This window comes from Pseudomonas sp. TE3728, from assembly GCF_056279145.1.
Genome location: NZ_JBWBQT010000001.1, coordinates 5,310,485 through 5,335,216, shown reverse-complemented (window position 1 = coordinate 5,335,216; position 24,732 = coordinate 5,310,485). Strand labels below are relative to the sequence as shown.

Here is a 24,732-nt window from a genome sequence, read left to right as displayed (position 1 = left end):
GAGAGTGTCAATCGACCTATATGGCGCCTGACACTCCGCTTTCGCGAGCAGGCTCGCTCCCACAGGGGCTACTCATCAGCATTGGTCCCGTGGTAGTCCGAATCATCAGCCTGGCTGCACCGGCAACACCACCAACGCCTCCAATCCGCCCTTCGACCGATTGCGCAGTGTCAGGTTGCCTCCGTGTTCGAGCACAATCGCCCGCGCCGCCGACAACCCCAAACCAACACCCCCCGTGCTTTTGTTGCGCGAGCCTTCCATCCGGAAGAACGGCACAAACACTTGTTCAAGGCAGGCATCTGGTATGCCCGGCCCACGATCCAGTATTTTGATCCGCACTTGGCCGGCGCTCGGGATCAGTTCAATGCCCGGCTCACTGCCGTACTTGATAGCGTTGTCGAGCAAGTTGGTAATCACCCGTTTAAGCCCCAACGGGCGCCCGAAATACACCCACCGCAGCGGCCCGCTGAACGTAATGTCGACGCCCTGATCCCGATAATCATCAAGCAACGTTTGCAGCAGTTCCGCCAGATCAAACTGGGTCGCCGGTTCAAGCCGCGCATCATCACGAAAGAACTCAAGCGCCGAGTTGATCATTGCCTGCATTTCATCCACGTCACGAAACAGCCGTTGCTGTTGCTCGTTGTCTTCGATGAATTCGCCTCGCAAGCGCATCCGCGTCAGGGGCGCGCGCAGGTCATGGGAGATGGCGGCGAGCATTTGCGTACGATCGCGGATGAAGTGCTGTAACTGGGCCTGCATGGCATTGAACGCGAGAATGGCCTGGCGGATTTCGTGGGGGCCGAGCGGTTCGATCGGCGGTGCGCGGAAGTCCACACCGAAGCGGCGGGCGCCTTCGGCGAAGCGCTGCAAAGGTGTGGCGAGGCGTCGGGTGGCGATCAGCGCGACCAATGCGGTGGAGATCAGCACCAGCAGGATGACGATCAGGTAGCGTGGCGCTTCGTCGAGCCCCCAACTGCGCGAGGGCGCGGAGAACATCAGCCATGATGAATCCGATAGCTCGATCAGCAGCGCGTAATGCGCGTCCTCCGCGTGCTCCGTCCAGTCGGCCGGTTCGTAGGCTTCGATGCGCCGGTCAGGGGCTCTGAGCATTGGCTGCAGGATGGTCGAGCCAATGTCAGACTTCGGATCGTCCACTGTCGGCAGATTGAGATCGTGCCGATCAGGGTGCCACGTGACAGTGAAGCCGTTCTCGTTGGCGGCTTGTGCCAATGGGTTGCGCAATGGCGCTGGGGCGGCCTCGATGACGCGGGTGATGGCAGCGGCTTTTTCCAGCAAACCGATTTCGGTCAACGGTGGGCGTGCCCACACGCCGGCCAATTGGATAAACAGCCCGTTGAGCGCCAGTGAAATGAGCATGGCCAGGATGATCGTCAACGCGATCCAGCGCGCAACCGTATCTTGCGGCCAGTCTCGGGCGCGAATCCGCTTCAACCAGCTCATCGCCGCGTCACGCTGGGCGTGAACAGGTAACCGCCATTGCGCACGGTGCGAATCATTGCCGGCCGTTTGGTGTCGGACTCAAGTTTGCGCCGCAGGCGGCTGACTTGAACGTCGATGCTGCGATCGAACGCGTCATGGCAATGCCCGCGCGCCAGGTCCAGCAATTGCTCGCGGGTAAGAATGCGTTGGGGGTGTTCGACGAAGACCAACAGCAAGTCGAACTCGCCGGCCGACAGCGGGATCATCACGTTGTCCGGCGAGCGAAGTTCACGACGGGTGACGTCCAGATGCCAGTCGGCAAAATCAATCAGTGGCCGTGGCCGCTCTTGCGGCACCGGCCGGCGCTCGTCCACACGACGCAGCACAGCACGTACTCGGGCCAGCAGTTCACGGGCGTCGAAGGGTTTGGTCAGATAATCATCGGCACCCAGTTCCAGGCCGACCACCCGGTCACTGAGTTCACCCATGGCCGTCAGCATAATCACCGGTATTGCGTGTCGAATCCGCAGTTGCTGACACAGGATCAGGCCGCTGTCTCCGGGCAACATCACGTCCAGAATGATCAGGTCCGGCGCCTGGCGCTCTATGGCCGCCCACAGCGACGCACCGTCTGTGGCGACCTCGACGCTGTAGCCGTGTTGCACGAAGAATTTTTTCAGTAGATCAAGGACTTCAAGGTCGTCGTCAACAATTAAAAGGCTGTTCACCGAAGGTCACTTAAGGGGCGAATGGAACCGCCATCTAAAACCATTCATGGCCGCGCGTCATATATTTCAACTCTGAAATAAAGCGTCAGCGTCGCAATAAACCAGACATCTTGGCGCAAGGATTGGAGCTCAGCATCACGGCGAATTCCTCCTGAGACTTGCGTCCATGTTGCCTTTCAAGTGTGCTCCCTGGTTGACCCGCAACACCTCAATTGCCGTGTTGGCCGCAGGGCTGACGGGTTGCAGCAGCCAGCCGCAGCCCAACACCGACGTGGCCTGCGCCGATACCGCCTATTCGGTGTACGACCCGGCAGAACCGTTCAATCGGGGCGTCTTCGCGTTTAACCGGGTGGTTGATGATTACGCCCTGGCGCCGGTCGCGCGCGGCTACCGCTACACGCCGGACTTTTTCCAGACCGGTGTGCATAACTTTGTGGCGAACTTCGGTGAGCCGAAGGTCTTTATCAATGACCTGCTGCAAGGCAACCCGATGCGCTCGGTCAATACTCTGGGACGTTTCGCGCTCAACACCACGGTAGGGGTGGTGGGCTTGATCGATGTCTCCGGCATGGCCGGTATCCCGCGCCACGACTCGGACTTCGGCCAGACCTTCGGCGTGTGGGGCATCGGCAACGGTCCGATCGTCGAGCTGCCATTGCTCGGGACCTCCAACAGTCGCGACGCCGCCGGCCGCGTGCTCGGCTTTGTGGTCGATCCGTTCGGCAGCAATAGCGATACCGTGGAGACACTCTCCACTATCAGCACTGTCGGTGGAATCGTTGATGGTCGGGCAGAAGCCTTACCGCTGACCGACAGCCTGCAAAAATTGCCGGACTACTACAGCGCGTTGCGTAATGTGGTGGCCGAGCATCGTGCTGCTTACGTGGCCGATGGCAAACAAGGCTCACCAGAGAACACCACCTCTCAATGCACAGGAGCACCGGCTGATGGGTTCTGAGAGCAATAGGCTGGTTCTGCAGCAACGGGTGACGCAGGACGACCCGGCCAATCTGCACTGTCGCGAAATTACCCTTCGTTTGTCAGCGGACTGTCGCCAACTGGTGCTCAGCCGATACACCGAACACTACGGGCCGGCACTAGTGCGCTGGATAGAGCGTAGCCATACAGTGTCGGTTACCGAAGTGGTTCGTTGGCTCGTGGCCAATGGTGAGGCACAGATCATGAGAGCGGACAGCCAGTCGCAGCCTTGATTTCAGGGTGATGATGCGGAGGATGGAGACCTTCCGGTCGTCATCCCGCCGCTTATGTCAGGCCAAGTGCAACGCAGACCTCTTCACCATAATCGGTGGTTCCACAGTAACCGTCCGCGCATCCCATCTTGCATGGAGATATCTACGATTTTTAACTCATCATTCCGATCTGATGAATCCCTCGGTTCCTGCAAGCATGACGATTTCTTTGCCGCTACTGCGATGGGTCCATGCTAAATTCAAGTCAGTTATTAATGGATCTTTCAGTTATGGAAAACGCATCATGCTCGCAATCGGCGTCTCGCTACTTGCAGTAGGCTTAGGCACCGGAAATCCTGGCTTTTGGATACCAGGCTGTGTCTTCATGGCTATAGGGTGTTCTCAAAGAATTAATCGTCGAGACTGACCGTATGCGGTCAGTGTACGCCTGACTCATCTCGCGTAAGTCTGGCCGGTACCCACTGATGCGGTATCAGTAGCCCGATTTCGCTGGCCCGCTGTATCGACAATCGCTTCAGCATATCTTTCAGATAGGCATACGGATCGTGTCCGTTTATGCGCGCAGGCAGGATCAAACTCATGATCGCTGCCGCCCGTTTGCCGCTGCGTAGCGAGCATGCTCTTGTTGGTCGCGTGCAGCTCGAAGAACTTACGCCGCGCATGGGCCATGCAGCCGATCTCGGTGACGCCGAGTTCGCCGGAACGAGCATCTGCACGGGTGTTTCATCGGCATGGATAACCTGCTGCCCGAGCACTACGTCACGCAGCGCTCGACCAGAGGCTGCACCTGCACGCCGGTAACGCCAATCCATTGAGCCAAGGTTGAACGTGGAATGACCAAGCCGGCACGACCGAAAATCGATTCCTGACGATAAAGAGTCAGATGGTCAGCAAATTTCGCGATCATGACGTGGGCTAGTAGTCCGGCTGTAGGGATGCCCTTATCGATGACCTGCGCCGGAACGGGTACCTGCTGATCACGGTAAAGCGGTATCCCACAATCGCCCTTATCGGCCAGCCTCGGAAGGTGTGTTCGCCGCCCCCCCTTACAATCAACATCGATAAACACTAACGGAACAGCATCGCAATCAGACAGGAGCGGTCCGATAATGCTGTACGAACTTTCCTGCGGACAAAACAAAACCCCTACCTGCATACGCAGATAGGGGTTTCGGAATTTAATCTTGACGATGACCTACTCTCACATGGGGAAACCCCACACTACCATCGGCGATGCATCGTTTCACTGCTGAGTTCGGGATGGGATCAGGTGGTTCCAATGCTCTATGGTCGTCAAGAAATTCGGTAGCCAGGTCGTGGGCCCTTGCGGGTTCACGCTCCAGCGAATGGGTATGTGATAGTTGGGTGTTTTGTGAGTGTCACAAACTTTCGGTTCGGTTCGTCTTCACACACCGCAATCTGGTGCCTCTTCAGGTCAGCAAATTGCTTGGGTGTTATATGGTCAAGCCTCACGGGCAATTAGTATTGGTTAGCTCAACGCCTCACAGCGCTTACACACCCAACCTATCAACGTCGTAGTCTTCGACGGCCCTTCAGGGGACTCAAGGTCCCAGTGAGATCTCATCTTGAGGCTAGTTTCCCGCTTAGATGCTTTCAGCGGTTATCTATTCCGAACATAGCTACCCGGCAATGCCACTGGCGTGACAACCGGAACACCAGAGGTTCGTCCACTCCGGTCCTCTCGTACTAGGAGCAGCCCCTCTCAAATCTCAAACGTCCACGGCAGATAGGGACCGAACTGTCTCACGACGTTCTAAACCCAGCTCGCGTACCACTTTAAATGGCGAACAGCCATACCCTTGGGACCGGCTTCAGCCCCAGGATGTGATGAGCCGACATCGAGGTGCCAAACACCGCCGTCGATATGAACTCTTGGGCGGTATCAGCCTGTTATCCCCGGAGTACCTTTTATCCGTTGAGCGATGGCCCTTCCATACAGAACCACCGGATCACTAAGACCTACTTTCGTACCTGCTCGACGTGTCTGTCTCGCAGTCAAGCGCGCTTTTGCCTTTATACTCTACGACCGATTTCCGACCGGTCTGAGCGCACCTTCGTACTCCTCCGTTACTCTTTAGGAGGAGACCGCCCCAGTCAAACTACCCACCATACACTGTCCTCGATCCGGATAACGGACCTGAGTTAGAACCTCAAAGTTGCCAGGGTGGTATTTCAAGGTTGGCTCCACGCGAACTGGCGTCCACGCTTCAAAGCCTCCCACCTATCCTACACAAGCAAATTCAAAGTCCAGTGCAAAGCTATAGTAAAGGTTCACGGGGTCTTTCCGTCTAGCCGCGGATACACTGCATCTTCACAGCGATTTCAATTTCACTGAGTCTCGGGTGGAGACAGCGCCGCCATCGTTACGCCATTCGTGCAGGTCGGAACTTACCCGACAAGGAATTTCGCTACCTTAGGACCGTTATAGTTACGGCCGCCGTTTACCGGGGCTTCGATCAAGAGCTTCGCGTTAGCTAACCCCATCAATTAACCTTCCGGCACCGGGCAGGCGTCACACCCTATACGTCCACTTTCGTGTTTGCAGAGTGCTGTGTTTTTAATAAACAGTCGCAGCGGCCTGGTATCTTCGACCGGCGTGGGCTTACGCAGTAAATGCTTCACCCTCACCGGCGCACCTTCTCCCGAAGTTACGGTGCCATTTTGCCTAGTTCCTTCACCCGAGTTCTCTCAAGCGCCTTGGTATTCTCTACCCAACCACCTGTGTCGGTTTGGGGTACGGTTCCTGGTTACCTGAAGCTTAGAAGCTTTTCTTGGAAGCATGGCATCAACCACTTCGTGTTCTAAAAGAACACTCGTCATCAGCTCTCGGCCTTAGAATCCCGGATTTACCTAAGATTCCAGCCTACCACCTTAAACTTGGACAACCAACGCCAAGCTGGCCTAGCCTTCTCCGTCCCTCCATCGCAATAACCAGAAGTACAGGAATATTAACCTGTTTTCCATCGACTACGCTTTTCAGCCTCGCCTTAGGGACCGACTAACCCTGCGTCGATTAACGTTGCGCAGGAAACCTTGGTCTTTCGGCGTGGGTGTTTTTCACACCCATTGTCGTTACTCATGTCAGCATTCGCACTTCTGATACCTCCAGCAAGCTTCTCAACTCACCTTCACAGGCTTACAGAACGCTCCTCTACCGCATCACCTAAGTGATACCCGTAGCTTCGGTGTATGGTTTGAGCCCCGTTACATCTTCCGCGCAGGCCGACTCGACTAGTGAGCTATTACGCTTTCTTTAAAGGGTGGCTGCTTCTAAGCCAACCTCCTAGCTGTCTAAGCCTTCCCACATCGTTTCCCACTTAACCATAACTTTGGGACCTTAGCTGACGGTCTGGGTTGTTTCCCTTTTCACGACGGACGTTAGCACCCGCCGTGTGTCTCCCATGCTCGGCACTTGTAGGTATTCGGAGTTTGCATCGGTTTGGTAAGTCGGGATGACCCCCTAGCCGAAACAGTGCTCTACCCCCTACAGTGATACATGAGGCGCTACCTAAATAGCTTTCGAGGAGAACCAGCTATCTCCGAGCTTGATTAGCCTTTCACTCCGATCCACAGGTCATCCGCTAACTTTTCAACGGTAGTCGGTTCGGTCCTCCAGTTAGTGTTACCCAACCTTCAACCTGCCCATGGATAGATCGCCCGGTTTCGGGTCTATTCCCAGCGACTAGACGCCCTATTAAGACTCGCTTTCGCTACGCCTCCCCTATTCGGTTAAGCTCGCCACTGAAAATAAGTCGCTGACCCATTATACAAAAGGTACGCAGTCACCCAACAAAGTGGGCTCCCACTGCTTGTACGCATACGGTTTCAGGATCTATTTCACTCCCCTCTCCGGGGTTCTTTTCGCCTTTCCCTCACGGTACTAGTTCACTATCGGTCAGTCAGTAGTATTTAGCCTTGGAGGATGGTCCCCCCATATTCAGACAAAGTTTCTCGTGCTCCGTCCTACTCGATTTCATGGCCAAGAGATTTTCGCGTACAGGGCTATCACCCACTATGGCCGCACTTTCCAGAGCGTTCCGCTAATCTCAAAGCCACTTAAGGGCTAGTCCCCGTTCGCTCGCCACTACTAAGGGAATCTCGGTTGATTTCTTTTCCTCAGGGTACTTAGATGTTTCAGTTCCCCTGGTTCGCTTCTTAAGCCTATGTATTCAGCTTAAGATACCTAACTTATGTTAGGTGGGTTCCCCCATTCAGACATCTCCGGATCAAAGTCTGTTTGCCGACTCCCCGAAGCTTTTCGCAGGCTACCACGTCTTTCATCGCCTCTGACTGCCAAGGCATCCACCGTATGCGCTTCTTCACTTGACCATATAACCCCAAGCAATCTGGTTATACTGTGAAGACGACATTCGCCGAAAATTCGCGATTAAACTCACAAATTTTACCTTAGCCTGATCCGTTACCAGTGAAAGTAACGTCCAGTCTATCTTTCTATCACATACCCAAATTTTTAAAGAACGATCTAATCAAAAGACTAGAAATCAATATTCACAGCGGAATATTCATTTCTAAACTCTCAAACGTGTCGAAGCAGTTTATGGTGGAGCCAAGCGGGATCGAACCGCTGACCTCCTGCGTGCAAGGCAGGCGCTCTCCCAGCTGAGCTATGGCCCCATAACAAAATTGGTGGGTCTGGGCAGATTCGAACTGCCGACCTCACCCTTATCAGGGGTGCGCTCTAACCAACTGAGCTACAGACCCAATTTCGAGCTTGTAACTGTTAGCGTTGAGCTATCAGCTTGGAGCTTAAAGCTGCTTCTATCGTCTTCTTCAATGAATCAAGCAATTCGTGTGGGAACTTATGGAGCAGCTGATGTCGTCGATTAAGGAGGTGATCCAGCCGCAGGTTCCCCTACGGCTACCTTGTTACGACTTCACCCCAGTCATGAATCACACCGTGGTAACCGTCCTCCCGAAGGTTAGACTAGCTACTTCTGGTGCAACCCACTCCCATGGTGTGACGGGCGGTGTGTACAAGGCCCGGGAACGTATTCACCGCGACATTCTGATTCGCGATTACTAGCGATTCCGACTTCACGCAGTCGAGTTGCAGACTGCGATCCGGACTACGATCGGTTTTCTGGGATTAGCTCCACCTCGCGGCTTGGCAACCCTCTGTACCGACCATTGTAGCACGTGTGTAGCCCAGGCCGTAAGGGCCATGATGACTTGACGTCATCCCCACCTTCCTCCGGTTTGTCACCGGCAGTCTCCTTAGAGTGCCCACCATCACGTGCTGGTAACTAAGGACAAGGGTTGCGCTCGTTACGGGACTTAACCCAACATCTCACGACACGAGCTGACGACAGCCATGCAGCACCTGTCTCAATGTTCCCGAAGGCACCAATCCATCTCTGGAAAGTTCATTGGATGTCAAGGCCTGGTAAGGTTCTTCGCGTTGCTTCGAATTAAACCACATGCTCCACCGCTTGTGCGGGCCCCCGTCAATTCATTTGAGTTTTAACCTTGCGGCCGTACTCCCCAGGCGGTCAACTTAATGCGTTAGCTGCGCCACTAAGAGCTCAAGGCTCCCAACGGCTAGTTGACATCGTTTACGGCGTGGACTACCAGGGTATCTAATCCTGTTTGCTCCCCACGCTTTCGCACCTCAGTGTCAGTATCAGTCCAGGTGGTCGCCTTCGCCACTGGTGTTCCTTCCTATATCTACGCATTTCACCGCTACACAGGAAATTCCACCACCCTCTACCATACTCTAGCTCGTCAGTTTTGAATGCAGTTCCCAGGTTGAGCCCGGGGATTTCACATCCAACTTAACGAACCACCTACGCGCGCTTTACGCCCAGTAATTCCGATTAACGCTTGCACCCTCTGTATTACCGCGGCTGCTGGCACAGAGTTAGCCGGTGCTTATTCTGTCGGTAACGTCAAAACAATTACGTATTAGGTAACTGCCCTTCCTCCCAACTTAAAGTGCTTTACAATCCGAAGACCTTCTTCACACACGCGGCATGGCTGGATCAGGCTTTCGCCCATTGTCCAATATTCCCCACTGCTGCCTCCCGTAGGAGTCTGGACCGTGTCTCAGTTCCAGTGTGACTGATCATCCTCTCAGACCAGTTACGGATCGTCGCCTTGGTGAGCCATTACCTCACCAACTAGCTAATCCGACCTAGGCTCATCTGATAGCGCAAGGCCCGAAGGTCCCCTGCTTTCTCCCGTAGGACGTATGCGGTATTAGCGTCCGTTTCCGAGCGTTATCCCCCACTACCAGGCAGATTCCTAGGCATTACTCACCCGTCCGCCGCTCGCCACCAGGTACAAGTACCCGTGCTGCCGCTCGACTTGCATGTGTTAGGCCTGCCGCCAGCGTTCAATCTGAGCCATGATCAAACTCTTCAGTTCAAACATCTTTGGGTTTTTAAGAAACCCTAAACTTGGCTCAGCAATCGTTGGTTACATCTTTGATTTCTCGCGGAGTAACTTGTGATGCTGATAATCTTGTTGACTATCAGTCTGACTCCACAAGCACCCACACGAATTGCTTGATTCAGTTGTTAAAGAGCGGTTGGTTAAGATCTTTCGTCTCAACCGAGGCGCGCATTCTACAGCAGCCTCTGTTACTGTCAAGCGGTTATTTTCAGAAGTTTTCAAAGTTTCGCTTGGGAATCTTCAACAACTTCAACCACTTGCGCTTCCGATCTCTCGTTAGCGGGAGGCGAATAGTACAGTATTTAATTTCGTGGTCAACCACCTGCTGCGATTATTTTTTCCCTTGGCAAAGCCCTTCAAGGCGAGCACTGATTTCTGCTTCTAATAAGCGACACCCCAGTGATGGACAAGGCTCAATCCTCACCCCTGGCTGCGTTATCATCGCCCGCCTCTCTGCACCAAGAGTCTTGAACCCGGATGTCCGTATCTTTGCCATTGCCTGCCGATCACTCCCCATTGCCACCGGTCCTCGTCGGTCCGCTATTACGGCGCCTGGAGCCCACGCGACTGGTACTGTGGTTGGTGGGGTCGCGGGCGCTGTCGCTGACGCTGCGCCTGCAAGGGGTCGACATCCGTCTCGATGCGGGGCAATGCACGATCATCCCGGTCGGTACTCATGCCTTTATTCATTTGATAGATGTGCCACTGGATGCCGCCCTGCCCTGCGACACGTTGATCGAGTACGACCTGCTAATCACCGACGCGGATGGCTCTCAGTCGGGCATTCTCGAATGGGCGCCTCATCTACTATATGGCGAGGCGCAATGTCCGAATTTCGTGTTGCGCTCGCGAATCGATCAATTACTTCATGGCTCCTGCCGCAAACCTCACTATCCGGCTGCCGATGGTTTGCTGTGCGTCGATCGATTGCTGGAGTCTGAACCGGAGGCTTGCAAGCGCCCCGCGCTATTAATGATGAGCGGCGATCAGGTATATGCGGATGATGTCGCGGGGCCGATGTTGCGGGCGATTCATGCCTTGATTGAGCGTCTGGGGCTGTTCGACGAACACCTCGACGGCGCAGTGGTCAGCGACAGCGCCAAACTCTACGAGCACCCTGCCAGTTACTACCATCGTGCGGATTTGTTACCGGCGCTTGAGAGCAACGAAACCCTGCGCGAACGATTTTTCGGTGGAGCGCGTAAGCCGATCTTTACCAGTAGCAGCGCCGACAACCATTTGGTGACCTTCGCCGAGGTCATGGCCATGTACCTATTAGTATGGTCGCCCACGTCCTGGACACTGATCGCGCCGCAACCACCGGCACTGACGCCCGAACGACGCAAGCGTTATGCCCTGGAGCAGACGCGCATCGAGGAGTTCAAAAAAGGACTGGGTGGTGTTGGGCGGGCGATGGCGCACCTGCCGTGCCTGATGATTTTCGACGACCACGACATTACCGATGACTGGAATCTTTCCGCGCAATGGGAGGAAACGGCCTACGGCCATCCGTTCTCCAAGCGCATCATCGGCAACGCGCTGCTCGCTTATATGCTGTGCCAAGGCTGGGGCAACAACCCGGACGCGTTTGGCGGCATGCTGGAAAAAACCCGCCTATTGAGTGCCTCGGGGCAAGATCCTTACCTGGACAGCGATGTCCAGGATAGCTTGATCGACGAGCTGCTGAGCTTTCAGAAGTGGCATTACGTGCTGCCCACTCGCCCTGCGGTGGTGGTGCTCGACACTCGCACTCGGCGCTGGCGCAGCGAAATGACGCTCAAGCAACCGTCCGGTCTGCTGGATTGGGAAGCGCTCAGCGAGCTGCAGCAGGAATTGCTCGATCATCCCTCGGCGATCATCGTTTCGCCGGCGCCGATTTTCGGCGTCAAATTGATCGAAACCGTGCAACGGGTGTTTAGTTGGTGCGGCTATCCGTTGCTGGTAGACGCCGAAAACTGGATGGCCCATCGCGGCGCCGCCCAGGTCATCCTGAACATTTTCCGACACTCCCGCACTCCCGGTAACTACGTGGTGCTGTCCGGCGATGTGCATTATTCCTTCGTCTACGAAGTATTGATCCGACACCGCAAGGCCGGCCCACGAATCTGGCAGATCACCAGCAGCGGTATCAAAAACGAGTTTCCGCCCGCGCTGCTCGAATGGTTCGACCGCCTCAACCGCTGGCTCTACTCTCCCCGTTCGCCGCTGAACTGGCTGACCAAGCGTCGGCGGATGCGCATTGTTCCGCATGTTCCAGAGCATGCCGAGGCGGGCGAGCGGTTATGGAATTCGGCGGGGATCGGCCAGGTGTTCTTTAATGAAAAAGGCCAGCCGCAGGATATTTATCAGCACAACGCGGATGGTTCGCCGAAGACGCGGATGGTGGCGCCTGAAATTTCCGAAGCGGTTGAATGACTTTAGCCGAGTTGCCATGAGCAATTATTACCTGCACACCATGAACCTCACCCGAACCCTGATCATCGGCAACTCCGGCTCGGGCAAGAGTTGGCTGGCCAAACGACTGGCAGAGCACTTGCAAGTACCCTGGATCGATCTCGACCTGATCCACTGGATATCCGATGAACACAGCATCGCTCGTCCCCGCGCCGAAGCATTGGGAATGGCGCGGGTGGCAGCGAATGAAGAGCGGTGGGTTATCGAGGGTGTGTATGGATGGATGGTCAGTGAACTGGTGGAACTGGCGACGACGTTGATCTGGCTGTGCCTGGAGGACGAAGACTGCGTCAGTCATATTCGCCAGCGTGAAGCAGAGCGCGATGATAGTGACGAGTTGCTGATAGCGTTACAGGACTGGGCGGGTAGCTACCGTATGCGCGGCGATTCCAGTGGATTTGCCGCGCATCAGCGCTTGTTCGAAGGGTTTACTGGCTCGAAACTTCAACTGATGAATCGGGATGAAGTCACGGCTTTCGTCAGTACGATGCAACAAATCGACTGATCGTTCCCGATTCCACTGACGCAGACACCCGACTTTGTCAGAGCTGCTGAAGGCTGCGATTTTTTGATCTTCAGCGATTCAACTCTGTCGAAAATCAAGATCAAAAGATCGCAGCCTTCGGCAGCTCCTACAGAGGAATGCATGCATTCAATAGAAGTCAGGCTGCGCTCACCGCCCGACCAACGCCTCTGACAATCATCTCCACTTCCCGCTCATCAATCGTCAGCGGTGGCAGCAGGCGAATGGTCTTGCCCCGTGTCACGTTGATCAGCAAGCCATGATCGCGGGCTGCAATCAAGGTCAGGTCGCGAATCGGTTGTTTGAGTTCGATGCCGATCATCAAACCCCGGCCGCGAATCGCCAGAACGTTGGGATCATCGGCCAATTCGATGCGCAATCTGGCGAGCAAGCGTTCACCCTGCAGTTTGGCGTTTTCCAGCAGCCCTTGCTCCTCAATGATCTCCAGCACGGTGCACCCCACTCGGCACGCCAATGGGTTGCCGCCAAACGTGCTGCCGTGGCTGCCGGGGGTGAACAGGTCGGCGGCTTTGCCCCGGGCCAGGCAGGCACCAATAGGGATGCCGTTGCCCAGGCCTTTGGCCAGGGTCATGACGTCCGGGGTAATGCCTTCGTGCTGGAACGCAAACCACTGGCCGGTGCGGCCGATGCCGGTCTGGATTTCGTCGAGCATCAGCAGCCAGGCGCGCCGGTCGCACAGTTCGCGTACCGCTTTGAGATAACCGGGCGGTGCCACTTGCACACCGCTTTCGCCCTGAACCGGCTCCATCAGAATCGCCACGATGCGTGGACCGTGGTCTTGTTGGACCGCCTCCAACGCAGCGAGGTCGCCGAACGGCACTTTAATGAAGTCCCCCGGCAATTGGTTAAACCCCAGACGCACCGCCGGGCCGTCACTGGCGGACAGGGTGCCAAGCGTACGGCCGTGAAAGGCGTTTTCCATGACCACCACCAGCGGCTGCTCGATGCCTTTGTGCCAGCCGTAAAGCCGCGCGAGTTTCAGCGCGGTTTCGTTTGCTTCAGCGCCAGAGTTACTGAAAAACGCCCGCTCCATTCCCGACAGCCGAACCAGTTTCTGCGCCAGCCGCTGTTGCCAGTCGATGCTGTACAGGTTGGAGGTGTGCAACAACAGCCCGGCCTGTTCGCTGATGGCTGCCACGATTCGCGGATGGGAATGGCCGACGTTAGTCACCGCTACGCCCGCCACCGCGTCCAGATATTCGCGACCGGCCTGATCCCACAAGCGCGTGCCCAGGCCTTTGCTGAAACTCAGGGCCAAGGGTTGATAAGTGCTCATCAGGCAGGCGGCGGTCATGACATCAAACTCCATTAATAGTCGGTGTTTTTGCAGTATGGTTAGCCACCTGAGCTGGATAAACACTGCAACACTTCAATCATTTTAAAGCTGGGCTTAATAATGGATTTATTCCAGGCAATGACCGTTTACGTAAGAGTGGTGGAAGCCGGCAGCATGACCGCCGCCGCTTTGCAGTGCGAAATGTCCACGACCATGGTCGGCAATCATCTTCGAGCCCTGGAGCAACGTCTGGGTGTGCGCTTGCTCAACCGTACGACACGACGCCAGCGGCTGACGGAATTCGGCACGGCGTACTATCAACGTTGTCTCGAGGTATTGGGGCTGGTGGCCGATTCCGAACGGCTGGCCGAACAGACCCTCGACGAGCCGAGCGGCACCCTGCGCATCACCGCACCGCTGACCTTCGGCACCGAACGGCTGGCGCCGGCCCTGAGCGAATTCACCTTGCGCTGCCCGCAGGTCAAACTCGACGTCGTGTTGACCAACCAGCGCCTGGATTTGCTCGACAACGGTTTCGATGTGGCGATTCGCTTGGGCACTACCGAGATGTCCAACATGATCGCCCGCCCGCTCATCGACTACACGATGACCCTGTGCGCATCGAAGGACTATCTGGCGCGCCGGGGCACTCCTGAAAAACCCACCGACCTGCAACACCATGACTGCCTGGCCTTCGCCTACCCCGCCGGAGACGACTGGCACTCGGTAGCCAAACAATGGCGCCTGAGGGGACCCGAAGGCGAAGTCATGGTGGAGGTCAGCGGGCCGATGCTGATCAACAGTTCGGCGGGGCTGCATCAAGCGGCGCGCACCGGGATGGGCATTGTGATGGTGCCCGATGCCTTGGTGGAGCAGGACCTTCAGGACGGAAAACTGGTGGCCTTGATGCAGGACTACCAACTGCCCAGCCGTCCGATGAACCTGGTGTACGCCCAAGACCGCTACCGTTTGCCGAAATTACGCAGCTTCGTCGACTTTGCGCTGCAGAGGTGGGGCAAGCAGTAGGGGGCGCCCTCGCTAAGGAAACTAATTGAGAACGCCCTCTAGCAGGGGCAATACCCCATGAACTAATCTCCTCGACTGGCGAGTCACGTTGATATCAGTTCGGCAGGGAGACCGATGATGGGTGAGGCATCGAATATCGAGCCGTTGAAGTTCAATCTGTCAGATTTTAACGAAGACATGCTGCACACCATTCTGGAACTGGTCAGCGATGGCATCTGGGACTGGAACGCCAACACCGGGTTCGTCTACCGCAACCCCGGGTGGTACGAGATGCTCGGCTATCCGCCTCATTCCCTGGATAACAACGTGCTGACCTGGGAAAACGTGATCCACCCTGACGATTACTCGCGGGTCATGGTGCTGTTTGATGACTACCTGAATCAGCGCGCACCCGGCTATCAAGCCGAGTATCGCTGCCGCATGCGCGATGGCACTTACATCTGGATCGAAGATCGCGGCTATGTGCTGGCACGTAATGCCGACGGCTCGGTGGCACGAATGGTCGGCGCGCACCGCAGTATCGAAGACAAGAAACGCCTGTTCGAAGAAATGGAACGGCGCAATCAATCCCTCGAAGCCATCGTCGAAGAACGCACCCGCGAGTTGTCTCGGGTCAATGAGCAGTTGCAAATCCAACTCGAAGAAAACCGCAAACTGGCGGAAACCGATGTACTGACCTCCATCGCCAATCGCTATCGCCTGGAAAAAGCCCTGCCCCAGGAGTGCGACCGCGCCCAACGCTTTCGCCAACCCCTGTCACTGATAGCCATGGACATCGATGACTTCAAAAACATCAACGATCACTACGGCCACGCCTTGGGTGATGCGGCGTTGGTGCAGGTGATCGAGAGCGTGAAGCATTGCGTGCGCGAAGGCGATCTGTTGGCGCGCTGGGGCGGCGACGAGTTCATCATGATCCTGCCCAACACCTCGTTGGCCGACGCCAGGGCACTCGCTGAAAAAATCCGTCACAGCCTGTCGAGCTTGCTGCCGGTCGGGGACTATCAAGTCACCATGAGTTTTGGCGTGGTGCAACGCTTTGAAGAAGAGCAACAGACAGGGTTGCTGGCCAGGGCCGATCAGGCGCTGTATCGGTCGAAGATTGCGGGCAAGAATGTGATTTCGGGGTGAGTACTTCCGTGCTTATCCGTGATATGCAGCCCTCGGACGCAGAGCCCGTACGACTTTTTCTTGGCGAGAATGGCTGGGCTCACCGCACCGGCTCAACTGAGCATTTCGCGCAGTTGATCGCTAATTCTCAACGTACAGCTCTTGCGATAAAGGACTCCCGCATCGTCGGGTTTGCCCGAGGTATCACCGACGGGTTGTCCAACGGTTATCTGTCGATGGTTGTCGTGTGCGAACAAACTCGACGTGAAGGCGTCGGTCGCGCCCTGGTTGAGCATGTCATGGGCGACAACACCGCCATTACCTGGGTTCTGCGAGCAGGCCGTGAAGGCGCTTCGGATTTTTTTTCAAAGCTGGGCTTTGAAACGTCGACCATTGCGATGGAACGCTCACGCTTGAAGTAGCCAATGCACTATTGCCCCCCCTTCACCAACACCGGCCTCTCCTGATACCGATCCGGATACAACTGTTTCAACTGCGCCACTTTCGGCAGGTCATTGATCACGATGTAAGGATACGTCGGATGTTCCGTCAGGAAGTCCTGATGTTCTTCCTCGGCCGGGTAGAAGCCGTTGTAGGTTTCCAGTTTGGTGACGATGGGTTTGTTGAACGAATGGGCAGCGTCTAGCTGGGCGATGTAAGCCTGGGCGACGCGTTGCTGTTCGGGGCTTTTCGGGAATAGCGCCGACCGATACTGAGTGCCGCGGTCCGGCCCCTGGCGGTTGAGTTCGGTGGGGTTATGGGCCACCGAGAAATAGATCTGCAACAGGCTGCCATAACTGACTTGAGCCGGATCGTAGGTGACTTCCACGGCCTCAGCATGACCGGTATCGCCATTGCTGACCCGCTCGTACTGAGCGGTGTCGGCTGTGCCCCCCGCGTAACCGGAGACAGCGTTCTTCACCCCTTTGACGTGTTGAAATACCCCTTGGACGCCCCAGAAGCAACCGCCGGCAAAAATTGCCGTTTCACTGCGTGCTTGAGTGTTCTCGTCGAGGGTTGGTGGCGCAATGATGACCGCCTCTTCGGCGCCTCCGAAAGAAAACGCAGCGCACTGACCGATAACACTGGCCGCGGCCAATCCCAGCAGGGTGCGACGCCAGTTAAATAAGGTTTTCATGGCTTGTCTCCTGAATGAATTGGGCTATCGACCAAACGGCTATCAACCAAACGTAAATGCATACGCCGACACACCCGGATCGAGAAACTCAATGCTGAATGTCCGGTCCTTTACGCCTGCGGTCTGGCGTACCAATTGATACAACCTCTGCTCGGTAACGCTGCCGCTGCCATCCGGCGCCACGTCAACACCGTGGGCACTACCTGGGGGCTTGCCGTCAATCAACACGTTGAAACGCACCGGTTTGCCGTCAGCGCCGGGGCCCAATACCAGATGCAGATCGCGAGCGTGGAAGCGGTAGACGATTCGACTGGCCGGTGCGTTCGAAACGGCCCGCTCCGGACCGACCGTCCATTGGCCCTCCAGGCTCCAGTTATTGAGGGCCAGTCGGGACGGCGGGCTATAGGCCGTCATCTTGTCTGGCGCCAGATCGGTTTGAGCAACGAAATGCTCCGCCCGTCGATAGCCGATATAGGTTTCCGGCGATTGCACTTCACTCATGTCCGGGGCGAGCTGGACGCCCTCGGCACGAGCATTGATCAGCCCGTCCGCGACCTTCTCGGCGCCGGCCTCACGCAGCAGTTGTTGAATCACTCGCTCCGATTCGGCGTATTTGCCCTCGCCAAAGTGGTGGTAACGAATGCGCCCCTGAGCATCGGCAAAATAGTGGGCCGGCCAGTATTGGTTGTTGAAAGCACGCCAGATCTTGTAGTCGTTATCGATTGCCACCGGATAAGTGACACCCAGGTCGTTCATGGCTTTGGTGACGTTACCGACATCACGTTCGAAGGCAAACTCGGGCGTATGGACGCCGATCACCACCAAGCCCTGATCACGATACTTCGCGGCCCAGGCTTTCACGTACGGCAGGGTACGCAGGCAGTTGATGCAGGAGTAAGTCCAGAAATCCACCAGCACGACCTTGCCCTTCAAGGCCTGGGCGGTGAGTGGGGGTGAATTGAGCCATTGCACAGCGCCGTCCAGCGATGGAAGGTTGCCTTCAATCGGCAGTTCGCCCGGTATCTTGGCGGTCATCTTCATGCTGGAGGCGGGTTGATCGCCGCCCCGTGGAATCTGCGACATCATCGCCCCACTGTCGGAGGGCAGCTTACCGGCAAATTGGTTGACCAGCGCCTGCTCGATATCGCCGGTGGAGGCTGTCGAGACCCGCGCCAGAATCCCGGTATCCAGCCCCAAGGCGATCGCCACAACACCCGCCAGCATCGCGCCTCCCAAGCCTCGACGCAGCCACTCGCCTGCGCCTATCGAGCGCTTCATCGCGGCGAAGACTTTACCGCCCAGCAGCAGTGCCGCGGCGAGAGAGGTGGCGGCGCCGGCCGCGTAAGCCAGTAGCAACAGGGTGGTGGCGACATTTGCCCCTTGCAGCGCCGCGCCAGTCAGCAGCAGGCCCAGAATCGGCCCGGCGCAGGGCGCCCAGAGCAGGCCCGTGGCGACACCGATCAGCAACGAAGCGCCGGGGCGCGGCCGGATATCGAGAGCAGCGGCTTCCGACAGCCGACCGCCGGCCGCCACCAATGGACGCGTCAGGCGTTCGGCCAACCGAGGCAGCAACAGCGTCAGCCCGAACAGTGCAACGAACAGCAACGCGAGCCAGCGACCGTACTGATTGACTTGCACCACCCAACCGCCGCCCACCGCCGCCAACGAGGCGACGAGCGCGAAGGTCAGCGCCATCCCCGCCAGCAGCGGCAAGCCACTCTTCATAAACGGCTGCCCGGTGCGAGCGAAGACAAAGGGTAATACCGGCAGAATGCACGGGCTGACGATCGTCAGCACACCACCGAGATAAGCGAGGACCAGAAGCCACATAACGGCGACCTGCATTAAGTGAGTGAAAGGAAATGCCCATGGATTACGCCTGCGGCTTGAAGGTCAGTGCCAGACCGTTCATGCAGTAACGCAGACCGGTGGGCTTTGGCCCGTCCTCGAAAACATGGCCCAAGTGACCACCGCAACGACGGCAATGAACCTCTTCGCGCAGCACGCCGAAGGAGCGGTCCTGACGGGTGGCCACCGCGTTGTCCAGTGGCGCCCAGAAGCTCGGCCATCCAGTACGGCTGTCGAACTTGGTGTCGGAAGAAAACAGCGGCAGATCACAACCGGCGCAGGCAAAAACGCCCTTGCGGTGCTCGTTGTTCAGCGGGCTGCTGTAGGCCCGTTCGGTGCCCTCTTCACGCAAGATCTCGTACTGCTCGGCGCTGAGCAGGGCGCGCCATTCGCTGTCGCTGTGAGTCACCTCGAAAACCTCCATCGCGCGGGCCTCATCGATCAGCGCGACGCTTGCGGAAAATTTTGGCAATACACCGATCACCAGGGCCGCAGCCCCCAGCCCGCCGCTCGCTACCAGAAACTGTCGCCGTGAAAACATGGCCTTCTCCAAAATTCCAGGTGCCTTGCATGGAACACAGCCTAGGCTTGAGTTGATCGCCAAATCCTCACGAGGAGTTAAACAATTCGTGATAACTCAGTCTCAGGAAAAGCCGCACAATGTTGTTCATTGCGTCACGAGGGATTGAGCTCCATGGAACCGACCAAACGCGTCCTGGTGGTCGAGGACGACCTGCCTATCGCCGACCTTATCTGCCTGCATCTGCGCGATGAGCAGTTCGAGGTGGTGCACTGCGCCGATGGCGATGAGGGCATGCGACTGCTGCAGCAAGGAAGCTGGGACGCACTGATTCTCGACCTGATGCTGCCCGGCGTCGACGGCCTGGAAATCTGCCGCCGCGCCCGGGCCATGGCCCGCTACACACCGATCATCATCACCAGTGCGCGCTCCAGCGAAGTCCATCGGATTCTGGGGTTGGAACTGGGTGCCGACGACTACCTGGCCAAACCCTTTTCCATGCTCGAACTGGTGGCGCGGGTCAAAGCATTGCTGCGACGGGTCGACGCCATGGCCCGCAACCTGAAAATGGATGCTGGCAGCCTGATCAGCGATGGTCTGTCCATCGACCCGATCACCCGTGAAGTCTCCCTCGACGGCCGTCGTCTTGACCTCACGCCGCGAGAATTCGACTTGCTGTACTTCTTCGCTCGCCAGCCTGGCAAGGTTTTTTCGCGCATGGACCTGCTCAACGCGGTGTGGGGCTACAGCCACGAAGGCTACGAGCACACGGTCAACACCCACATCAACCGCCTGCGGGCCAAGATCGAGGCCGATCCAGCGCAACCGGCGCGCATCCTCACCGTGTGGGGTCGCGGTTACAAATTCGCGACGAGCGGAGAACAGCCATGAGGTTGACCCTGACCCAACGCCTGTCCTTGGTGTTCGCCGTGTTGTTGCTGGTGTGCTGCGGTACTTCGGCCTGGTTGCAGGTGCGTTCCAACCACATGCATGAACTGGAAGTGGTGCAGGGGTTGTCGCGGGATCTGGCGCAACACATCGCCCACGACACCGTGCTGATGGACCGCAATGGCCCGATGCCCAATGCCGTGCGCGAACTGTTCAGCCAGCTGATGCTGGTCAACCCCAGTGTCGAGGTCTATCTGCTCGACACTGGGGGTCGAATTGTCGGCAGCGCCGCGCCCGAGGGTCGAATACGCCGAGAACAAGTCGACCTGGCGCCAATCCTGCGTTTGCTCAAAGGCGAGGCCCTGCCGATTCTCGGCGACGATCCGCGCAGCATAGATGGCAGCAAGGTTTTCAGTGCTGCGCCGTTGCGGGTCAATGGTCAGCCGGCCGGTTATCTTTATGTAGTGTTGCTCAGTGAAGAACACGATCGCTTCGCCGAACGCGGCGCCACCAGCGTGGCGCTCAATACAGCGTTGTTGTCCATTGGGCTGGTGGCGTTGCTGTGCCTGATTGCCGGTCTCACGGCATTTGGCCTGATCACCCGGCCATTGCGTCGTTTGACTGAAAAAGTCAGTCAGTTCGATATCAATGGCGTTCCGTCCACCTCGCCCGAACCAGAGCCTGAACCGGTAGAAAAAGCCGCCAGCCACGATGAAATAGCCATCCTCGACGCCGCCTTCCGGCAGATGCAAACGCGCCTCGGCGAACAATGGCGCTCGCTGACCCGTCAGGATCAGGAGCGTCGTGAACTGGTGGCGAACATCTCCCACGACCTGCGCACACCGCTGGCCTCGCTGCACGGTTACCTGGAAACCCTGTCGCTCAAGGACGCCACATTGTCCCCCGCCGATCGCCGTCGTTACCTGGGGATCGCCCTGGATCAAAGCCGCAAGGTCGGCGGTCTGGCGCAATCGCTGCTGGAACTGGTGCGGCTGGAACACGGTTTCGTGCAACCGGTGCTGGAGCGCTTCTCCCTGACCGATCTGGTGCAGGACATCTTTCAGAAATTCGAACTCAGCGCCGAAGCGCGCCAGATCGAACTCAAGGCCACCTTCGCCCCCAACGTCTCGGCGGCCTGCGCAGATCTTGGGTTGATCGAGCGGGTACTGACCAACCTGTTCGACAATGCGCTGCGCCATACGCCCCAAGGTGGAGAAATCGAACTCAGCCTGCGCCCACAAGGGTCTTTCATCGAAGTCACCGTCAGCGATACCGGCCCGGGAATCGCTCCAGAACTGCGCGAAGGTCTGTTCCTGCGCCCGTTCAACATTGGCGGCGCACGGCGCGATGGCGGATTGGGACTGCGGATCGTGCATCGGATCCTTCAATTGCACGGTCGCGAGATTGAGCTGATTGATGTGCCCGGACGCGGCGCGACCTTTCGCTTCTCGTTACCGGTGGATGAGCAGACCGCCGAGCACTGGGCCGTTCGGTCGACGAATCCGAACGCAATGAGGAAATAGTCGACAGCTTTGGCCACAGCAACGGCTATTATCCCGGTCCTCATTTTTCGGCAAGGAACGCTGCGCAATGCTCATCACCCTGCAAAACATCCCGCTGTGGGTTTACGTGATTTTTTTGGTGTTGTGTTACTTCGGGGTCAAAGCGCTATATCCGACCCATGAAAGCAAAGCCGCATTGCTTGTCACTCCGCCGGCCTTGCTGGCATGGTCCCTGTTTTCATTGAACCTCACGCTGAACCCTCAGTTCTCGGTGGGTTGCTGGTTGGTCACGTTTCTGCTGGGCAGCCTCGCGGCGCTGGTGTTTTTTTCACGCAAGGGCGTGGAGCTGGATGATCCGGAAACCGGGTTGATCGTGCCTGGCAGTTGGAAGACGCTGGTGCTCTACCAGCTGTTTTTTGCCGTAAACTTTTACTTCGGTTATCAGGACGACGTGCATCCAGAACAGGCCGCTACGCTTGAGGTGTTGCTGTTCAAGGCTTCGGCGTCGGGGTTTGTCTATGGATTGATCTGCGGACGGTCGCTGAAACTTTATCGGCTGTTGCTGGAGCTTCAGGCGCAACGCCCCAAAATGGCTGCCAGTTAAAAACCCCTCGCCAAAAATGCTGACCAGCCGCCTGTTCATCCGTGACAACGCAGCCTCGGTCCAATAGATTAGGCGGCCTGAAAAGGCTTCGTGCTTTCTCGCCTCAATCCAAGTTAAAAGAAGTAGTGAAATTTCAATGTCCGATTCCAATACCGCTGAATCCGTAGTCACCTTGTCGTCCAAAGCGGAATACGAAAACTCCATCAATCTTTCACAACACGTGCCTCAGGCCAAGACCATCAGCGAGATGGTTCTGGATGCTTTTCAATCCACCCGGGAAAGCGACCAGATCCGCGAACTGCGCGCCGCGATTCGCCAGGCTCATGACAGCTTCGACGACGATAAAGCCTACGAATTGATGGGCGAACTCAAGCAACTGAAAGACGCCGAAGCGGCCGACATTGCTGCCCTGGAAGACCTGAGCAGCAAGTTCCCGATCAGTCGCATTCTGTCCAGCTTCAAGGACGACCCGGCGTTCCAGGAAATCGTCTACGGCCTGGCGCTGAAGGTACTGAACCAGACTCACCAGGCCATCAGCAACCCGAGCAGCGGCAAAAGCAAAGCGGCTCGCGCCAAGAAAGACGTCGAAGTGTTCACCATCAGCAAGGACGGCATCAGCGTCACCCTGCCCCTGCGCACCCCGCGCTCGCGCCTGAACGTTGACCGTGAAGCACTGGAGTTCCTGGGCTTCACTTTCGTCGGTGAAGGCGATGAAGCCGAGCTGGAAAGCGAAACGTTCCTGGACAATGCCGGGGCCGAACAAGCGGTCAACCGCAAGAACATCATCACCGCGCTTCAGCAGCAAACCGCGTTCGACGGCTACAGCATCGCCGTGCAGTAAAGCTAAGCGCTGCACATAAAAATCCCCGCCGTCAGAGCGGGGATTTTTATTGCCTGTTCGCCTAATTAACTTTTTTTCTGATGCACCGCGGCGCGGCCATCGCGAGCAGGCTCGCTCCCACAGGGGGTCAGCATCAAGCACAAAGCTGGCGGCAACACCTATCCAGTGTGGGAGCGAGCCTGCTCGCGATCGGGACGACACGGTCCGTCAAAAGAACCCAATAAAAAGCCCCGCCATTCTCTCGAAGGGCGGGGCTTTTCTTTACAGCATCCGAAGCTTAAGGCGCGTAAGTCAGCAACAGCTCACTTGGCACTTTAAAATCCAGCGACATCATCACGCTCAACGCGGTAATGGTGAAGATCGAGAACACGAACAGCTTGCGTGCCCAGACCGTGTCATCCACTGCCTTGTAACCGGTCCAGGCCATGTACAACCAGTACATGCCCATGGCCGAGGCGACGGCGAGGTAGCTCATGCCGGCGTAGCCGCTGAAGGTCAGCATCAAGGTCGCTACGAGGAACGCCAGGATGTAGAGCAGGATGTGCTTCTTGGCCACTTGAATCCCGCGCTTCACCGGCAACACCGGAATCGATGCGGCCAGGTAATCGTTGAAGCGGAAGATTGCGATGGCGTAGGAATGCGGCATCTGCCACAGGCTGAACATCACCAGCAGCGTCAGTGCGGCCATGTCGAAGCTGTTTGTCACAGCTACATAGCCAATCACCGGCGGCATCGCCCCCGACAGACTGCCCACCAGCGTGCCGTGAACCGACTTGCGCTTGAGGTACAGACTGTAGAAACCGACGTAGATGACGAAACCGATCACCGCGAACAACGCAGCCAACGGGTTGGCCACCTTGTACAACAGTGCAACGCCGAAAACACCAAGGATGGTCGCAAAAGCCAGGGCCAGTTTCAGGGAGATCAGGCCCTGGACCAGCGCACGGTTTTTGGTACGTTCCATCTTCAGGTCGATGTCGCGGTCGATGCAGTTGTTGAACACGCAACCGGAAGCGACCACCAGGGACGTGCCGATCATCGCGGCCAGGAAGATGGCCAGATCGACATGCCCTTTGGAGGCCAGGAAAAATCCGCCTGCCACTGAAAGCACGTTACCGAAAATGATCCCCGGTTTGGTGATTTGGATAAAGTGCTTAAAGGACATCC

17 protein-coding genes, 2 tRNA genes, 3 rRNA genes and 1 pseudogene are annotated in these 24,732 nt (G+C 57.0%); 10 read left to right on the top strand and 13 right to left on the bottom strand.

Translation table 11 applies throughout. The features are described 5' to 3' along the window. Positions 1-105: 105 nt before the first annotated feature. Together ACZ89R_RS23320 and ACZ89R_RS23315 are read right to left on the bottom strand one after the other, a co-directional pair. Entirely contained in the window at positions 106-1,464 is a 1,359-nt protein-coding gene (locus ACZ89R_RS23320) for a sensor histidine kinase (protein ID WP_429544453.1), read from the bottom strand. After that, complete coding sequence (locus tag ACZ89R_RS23315; protein ID WP_123498013.1) at positions 1,461-2,171, bottom strand: response regulator; 711 nt, start codon at positions 2,169-2,171, stop codon at positions 1,461-1,463. Before ACZ89R_RS23315 ends, ACZ89R_RS23320 begins: the two co-directional genes overlap by 4 nt. Positions 2,172-2,337: 166 nt before the next feature. On the opposite strand from ACZ89R_RS23315, the gene ACZ89R_RS23310 reads away from it, so the two are divergent. Beyond that, positions 2,338-3,129: an MlaA family lipoprotein gene (locus ACZ89R_RS23310; protein ID WP_429544454.1), complete on the top strand. Its 792-nt coding sequence runs from the start codon at positions 2,338-2,340 to the stop codon at positions 3,127-3,129. Between the two features lie 669 nt (positions 3,130-3,798). Here the strand turns inward: ACZ89R_RS23310 and ACZ89R_RS23305 are convergent. The 6 genes and pseudogenes from ACZ89R_RS23305 to ACZ89R_RS23280 form a co-directional block, all read right to left on the bottom strand. Then, a pseudogene (locus ACZ89R_RS23305) lies at positions 3,799-4,355 on the bottom strand (transposase domain-containing protein); the annotation flags it as partial. 209 nt (positions 4,356-4,564) lie between these two features. After that, a 5S ribosomal RNA gene (gene rrf / locus ACZ89R_RS23300) occupies positions 4,565-4,680 on the bottom strand. 160 nt (positions 4,681-4,840) lie between these two features. Then, positions 4,841-7,732 (bottom strand): 23S ribosomal RNA (locus ACZ89R_RS23295). Between the two features lie 230 nt (positions 7,733-7,962). Further along, positions 7,963-8,038, bottom strand: a tRNA-Ala gene (locus tag ACZ89R_RS23290). Between the two features lie 10 nt (positions 8,039-8,048). After that, a tRNA-Ile gene (locus ACZ89R_RS23285) sits at positions 8,049-8,125 on the bottom strand. A 123-nt stretch (positions 8,126-8,248) separates the two neighbouring features. Next, positions 8,249-9,787: ribosomal RNA gene (locus ACZ89R_RS23280) — 16S ribosomal RNA — on the bottom strand. Together the 16S, 23S and 5S rRNA genes with 2 tRNA genes alongside form the textbook arrangement of a ribosomal RNA operon. 504 nt (positions 9,788-10,291) lie before the next feature. Here ACZ89R_RS23280 and ACZ89R_RS23275 point away from each other — a divergent pair. Together ACZ89R_RS23275 and ACZ89R_RS23270 are read left to right on the top strand one after the other, a co-directional pair. Next, a complete protein-coding gene (locus ACZ89R_RS23275) occupies positions 10,292-12,229 on the top strand; it encodes an alkaline phosphatase D family protein (RefSeq protein WP_429544455.1) in 1,938 nt (645 codons plus the stop codon). A gap of 16 nt (positions 12,230-12,245) precedes the next feature. Beyond that, positions 12,246-12,773 (top strand): P-loop NTPase family protein, encoded by a 528-nt coding sequence (locus tag ACZ89R_RS23270; protein ID WP_429544456.1) that lies wholly within the window; start codon positions 12,246-12,248, stop codon positions 12,771-12,773. Between the two features lie 157 nt (positions 12,774-12,930). On the opposite strand, the gene ACZ89R_RS23265 is transcribed toward ACZ89R_RS23270, so the two are convergent. Continuing rightward, positions 12,931-14,106: an acetylornithine transaminase gene (locus tag ACZ89R_RS23265; RefSeq protein ID WP_123501071.1), complete on the bottom strand. Its 1,176-nt coding sequence runs from the start codon at positions 14,104-14,106 to the stop codon at positions 12,931-12,933. 102 nt (positions 14,107-14,208) lie between these two features. On the opposite strand from ACZ89R_RS23265, the gene ACZ89R_RS23260 reads away from it, so the two are divergent. The 3 genes from ACZ89R_RS23260 (at position 14,209) to ACZ89R_RS23250 (ending at position 16,646) form a co-directional block, all read left to right on the top strand. After that, positions 14,209-15,114 (top strand): LysR family transcriptional regulator, encoded by a 906-nt coding sequence (locus ACZ89R_RS23260; protein ID WP_123501069.1) that lies wholly within the window; start codon positions 14,209-14,211, stop codon positions 15,112-15,114. 117 nt (positions 15,115-15,231) lie between these two features. Continuing rightward, the gene (locus ACZ89R_RS23255; RefSeq protein ID WP_429544457.1) at positions 15,232-16,245 is read left to right on the top strand and encodes a sensor domain-containing diguanylate cyclase; all 1,014 of its coding nucleotides are present in this window, start codon (positions 15,232-15,234) and stop codon (positions 16,243-16,245) included. 23 nt (positions 16,246-16,268) lie between these two features. After that, the gene (locus ACZ89R_RS23250; RefSeq protein WP_429547819.1) at positions 16,269-16,646 is read left to right on the top strand and encodes a GNAT family N-acetyltransferase; all 378 of its coding nucleotides are present in this window, start codon (positions 16,269-16,271) and stop codon (positions 16,644-16,646) included. An 8-nt stretch (positions 16,647-16,654) separates the two neighbouring features. Here ACZ89R_RS23250 and msrA read toward each other — a convergent pair whose 3' ends face one another. The 3 genes from msrA to msrB are packed head-to-tail and all read right to left on the bottom strand — an operon-like array spanning position 16,655 to position 19,751. Continuing rightward, a complete protein-coding gene (gene msrA, locus ACZ89R_RS23245) occupies positions 16,655-17,362 on the bottom strand; it encodes a peptide-methionine (S)-S-oxide reductase MsrA (protein ID WP_429544458.1) in 708 nt (235 codons plus the stop codon). Between the two features lie 42 nt (positions 17,363-17,404). Continuing rightward, positions 17,405-19,192: a cytochrome c biogenesis protein DipZ gene (locus ACZ89R_RS23240; RefSeq protein ID WP_429544459.1), complete on the bottom strand. Its 1,788-nt coding sequence runs from the start codon at positions 19,190-19,192 to the stop codon at positions 17,405-17,407. A gap of 43 nt (positions 19,193-19,235) precedes the next feature. Then, on the bottom strand, positions 19,236-19,751 hold the full coding sequence (gene msrB, locus ACZ89R_RS23235) for a peptide-methionine (R)-S-oxide reductase MsrB (RefSeq protein WP_429544460.1): 516 nt from the start codon (positions 19,749-19,751) through the stop codon (positions 19,236-19,238). Between the two features lie 153 nt (positions 19,752-19,904). On the opposite strand from msrB, the gene ACZ89R_RS23230 reads away from it, so the two are divergent. The 4 genes from ACZ89R_RS23230 (at position 19,905) to ACZ89R_RS23215 (ending at position 23,565) form a co-directional block, all read left to right on the top strand. After that, positions 19,905-20,621, top strand: coding sequence for a response regulator transcription factor (locus ACZ89R_RS23230; protein ID WP_429544461.1), 717 nt, complete (start codon positions 19,905-19,907; stop codon positions 20,619-20,621). Then, complete coding sequence (locus ACZ89R_RS23225) at positions 20,618-22,141, top strand: sensor histidine kinase (protein ID WP_429544462.1); 1,524 nt, start codon at positions 20,618-20,620, stop codon at positions 22,139-22,141. The genes ACZ89R_RS23230 and ACZ89R_RS23225 overlap by 4 nt, the downstream gene beginning before the upstream one ends. A gap of 67 nt (positions 22,142-22,208) precedes the next feature. After that, complete coding sequence (locus ACZ89R_RS23220) at positions 22,209-22,724, top strand: hypothetical protein (protein ID WP_429542553.1); 516 nt, start codon at positions 22,209-22,211, stop codon at positions 22,722-22,724. 136 nt (positions 22,725-22,860) lie between these two features. Beyond that, positions 22,861-23,565 carry a hypothetical protein gene (locus ACZ89R_RS23215; protein WP_429544463.1) on the top strand — a complete coding sequence of 235 codons (705 nt, stop codon included), beginning with the start codon at positions 22,861-22,863 and terminating at the stop codon, positions 23,563-23,565. A 277-nt stretch (positions 23,566-23,842) separates the two neighbouring features. Here ACZ89R_RS23215 and cyoE read toward each other — a convergent pair whose 3' ends face one another. Further along, a complete protein-coding gene (gene cyoE / locus ACZ89R_RS23210; RefSeq protein ID WP_429544464.1) occupies positions 23,843-24,730 on the bottom strand; it encodes a heme o synthase in 888 nt (295 codons plus the stop codon). Between the last annotated feature and the right edge of the window lie 2 nt (positions 24,731-24,732).

Coding starts and splice junctions, on each gene's coding strand:
- ACZ89R_RS23320 (WP_429544453.1), bottom strand. CDS start 1,464: ATGAGCTGGTTGAAGCGGATTCGCGCCCGAGACTGGCCGCAAGATACG.
- ACZ89R_RS23310 (WP_429544454.1), top strand. CDS start 2,338: ATGTTGCCTTTCAAGTGTGCTCCCTGGTTGACCCGCAACACCTCAATT.
- ACZ89R_RS23275 (WP_429544455.1), top strand. CDS start 10,292: ATGTCCGTATCTTTGCCATTGCCTGCCGATCACTCCCCATTGCCACCG.
- ACZ89R_RS23270 (WP_429544456.1), top strand. CDS start 12,246: ATGAGCAATTATTACCTGCACACCATGAACCTCACCCGAACCCTGATC.
- ACZ89R_RS23265 (WP_123501071.1), bottom strand. CDS start 14,106: ATGACCGCCGCCTGCCTGATGAGCACTTATCAACCCTTGGCCCTGAGT.
- ACZ89R_RS23260 (WP_123501069.1), top strand. CDS start 14,209: ATGGATTTATTCCAGGCAATGACCGTTTACGTAAGAGTGGTGGAAGCC.
- ACZ89R_RS23255 (WP_429544457.1), top strand. CDS start 15,232: ATGGGTGAGGCATCGAATATCGAGCCGTTGAAGTTCAATCTGTCAGAT.
- ACZ89R_RS23250 (WP_429547819.1), top strand. CDS start 16,269: ATGCAGCCCTCGGACGCAGAGCCCGTACGACTTTTTCTTGGCGAGAAT.
- msrA (WP_429544458.1), bottom strand. CDS start 17,362: ATGAAAACCTTATTTAACTGGCGTCGCACCCTGCTGGGATTGGCCGCG.
- ACZ89R_RS23240 (WP_429544459.1), bottom strand. CDS start 19,192: ATGTGGCTTCTGGTCCTCGCTTATCTCGGTGGTGTGCTGACGATCGTC.
- msrB (WP_429544460.1), bottom strand. CDS start 19,751: ATGTTTTCACGGCGACAGTTTCTGGTAGCGAGCGGCGGGCTGGGGGCT.
- ACZ89R_RS23230 (WP_429544461.1), top strand. CDS start 19,905: ATGGAACCGACCAAACGCGTCCTGGTGGTCGAGGACGACCTGCCTATC.
- ACZ89R_RS23225 (WP_429544462.1), top strand. CDS start 20,618: ATGAGGTTGACCCTGACCCAACGCCTGTCCTTGGTGTTCGCCGTGTTG.
- ACZ89R_RS23220 (WP_429542553.1), top strand. CDS start 22,209: ATGCTCATCACCCTGCAAAACATCCCGCTGTGGGTTTACGTGATTTTT.
- ACZ89R_RS23215 (WP_429544463.1), top strand. CDS start 22,861: ATGTCCGATTCCAATACCGCTGAATCCGTAGTCACCTTGTCGTCCAAA.
- cyoE (WP_429544464.1), bottom strand. CDS start 24,730: ATGTCCTTTAAGCACTTTATCCAAATCACCAAACCGGGGATCATTTTC.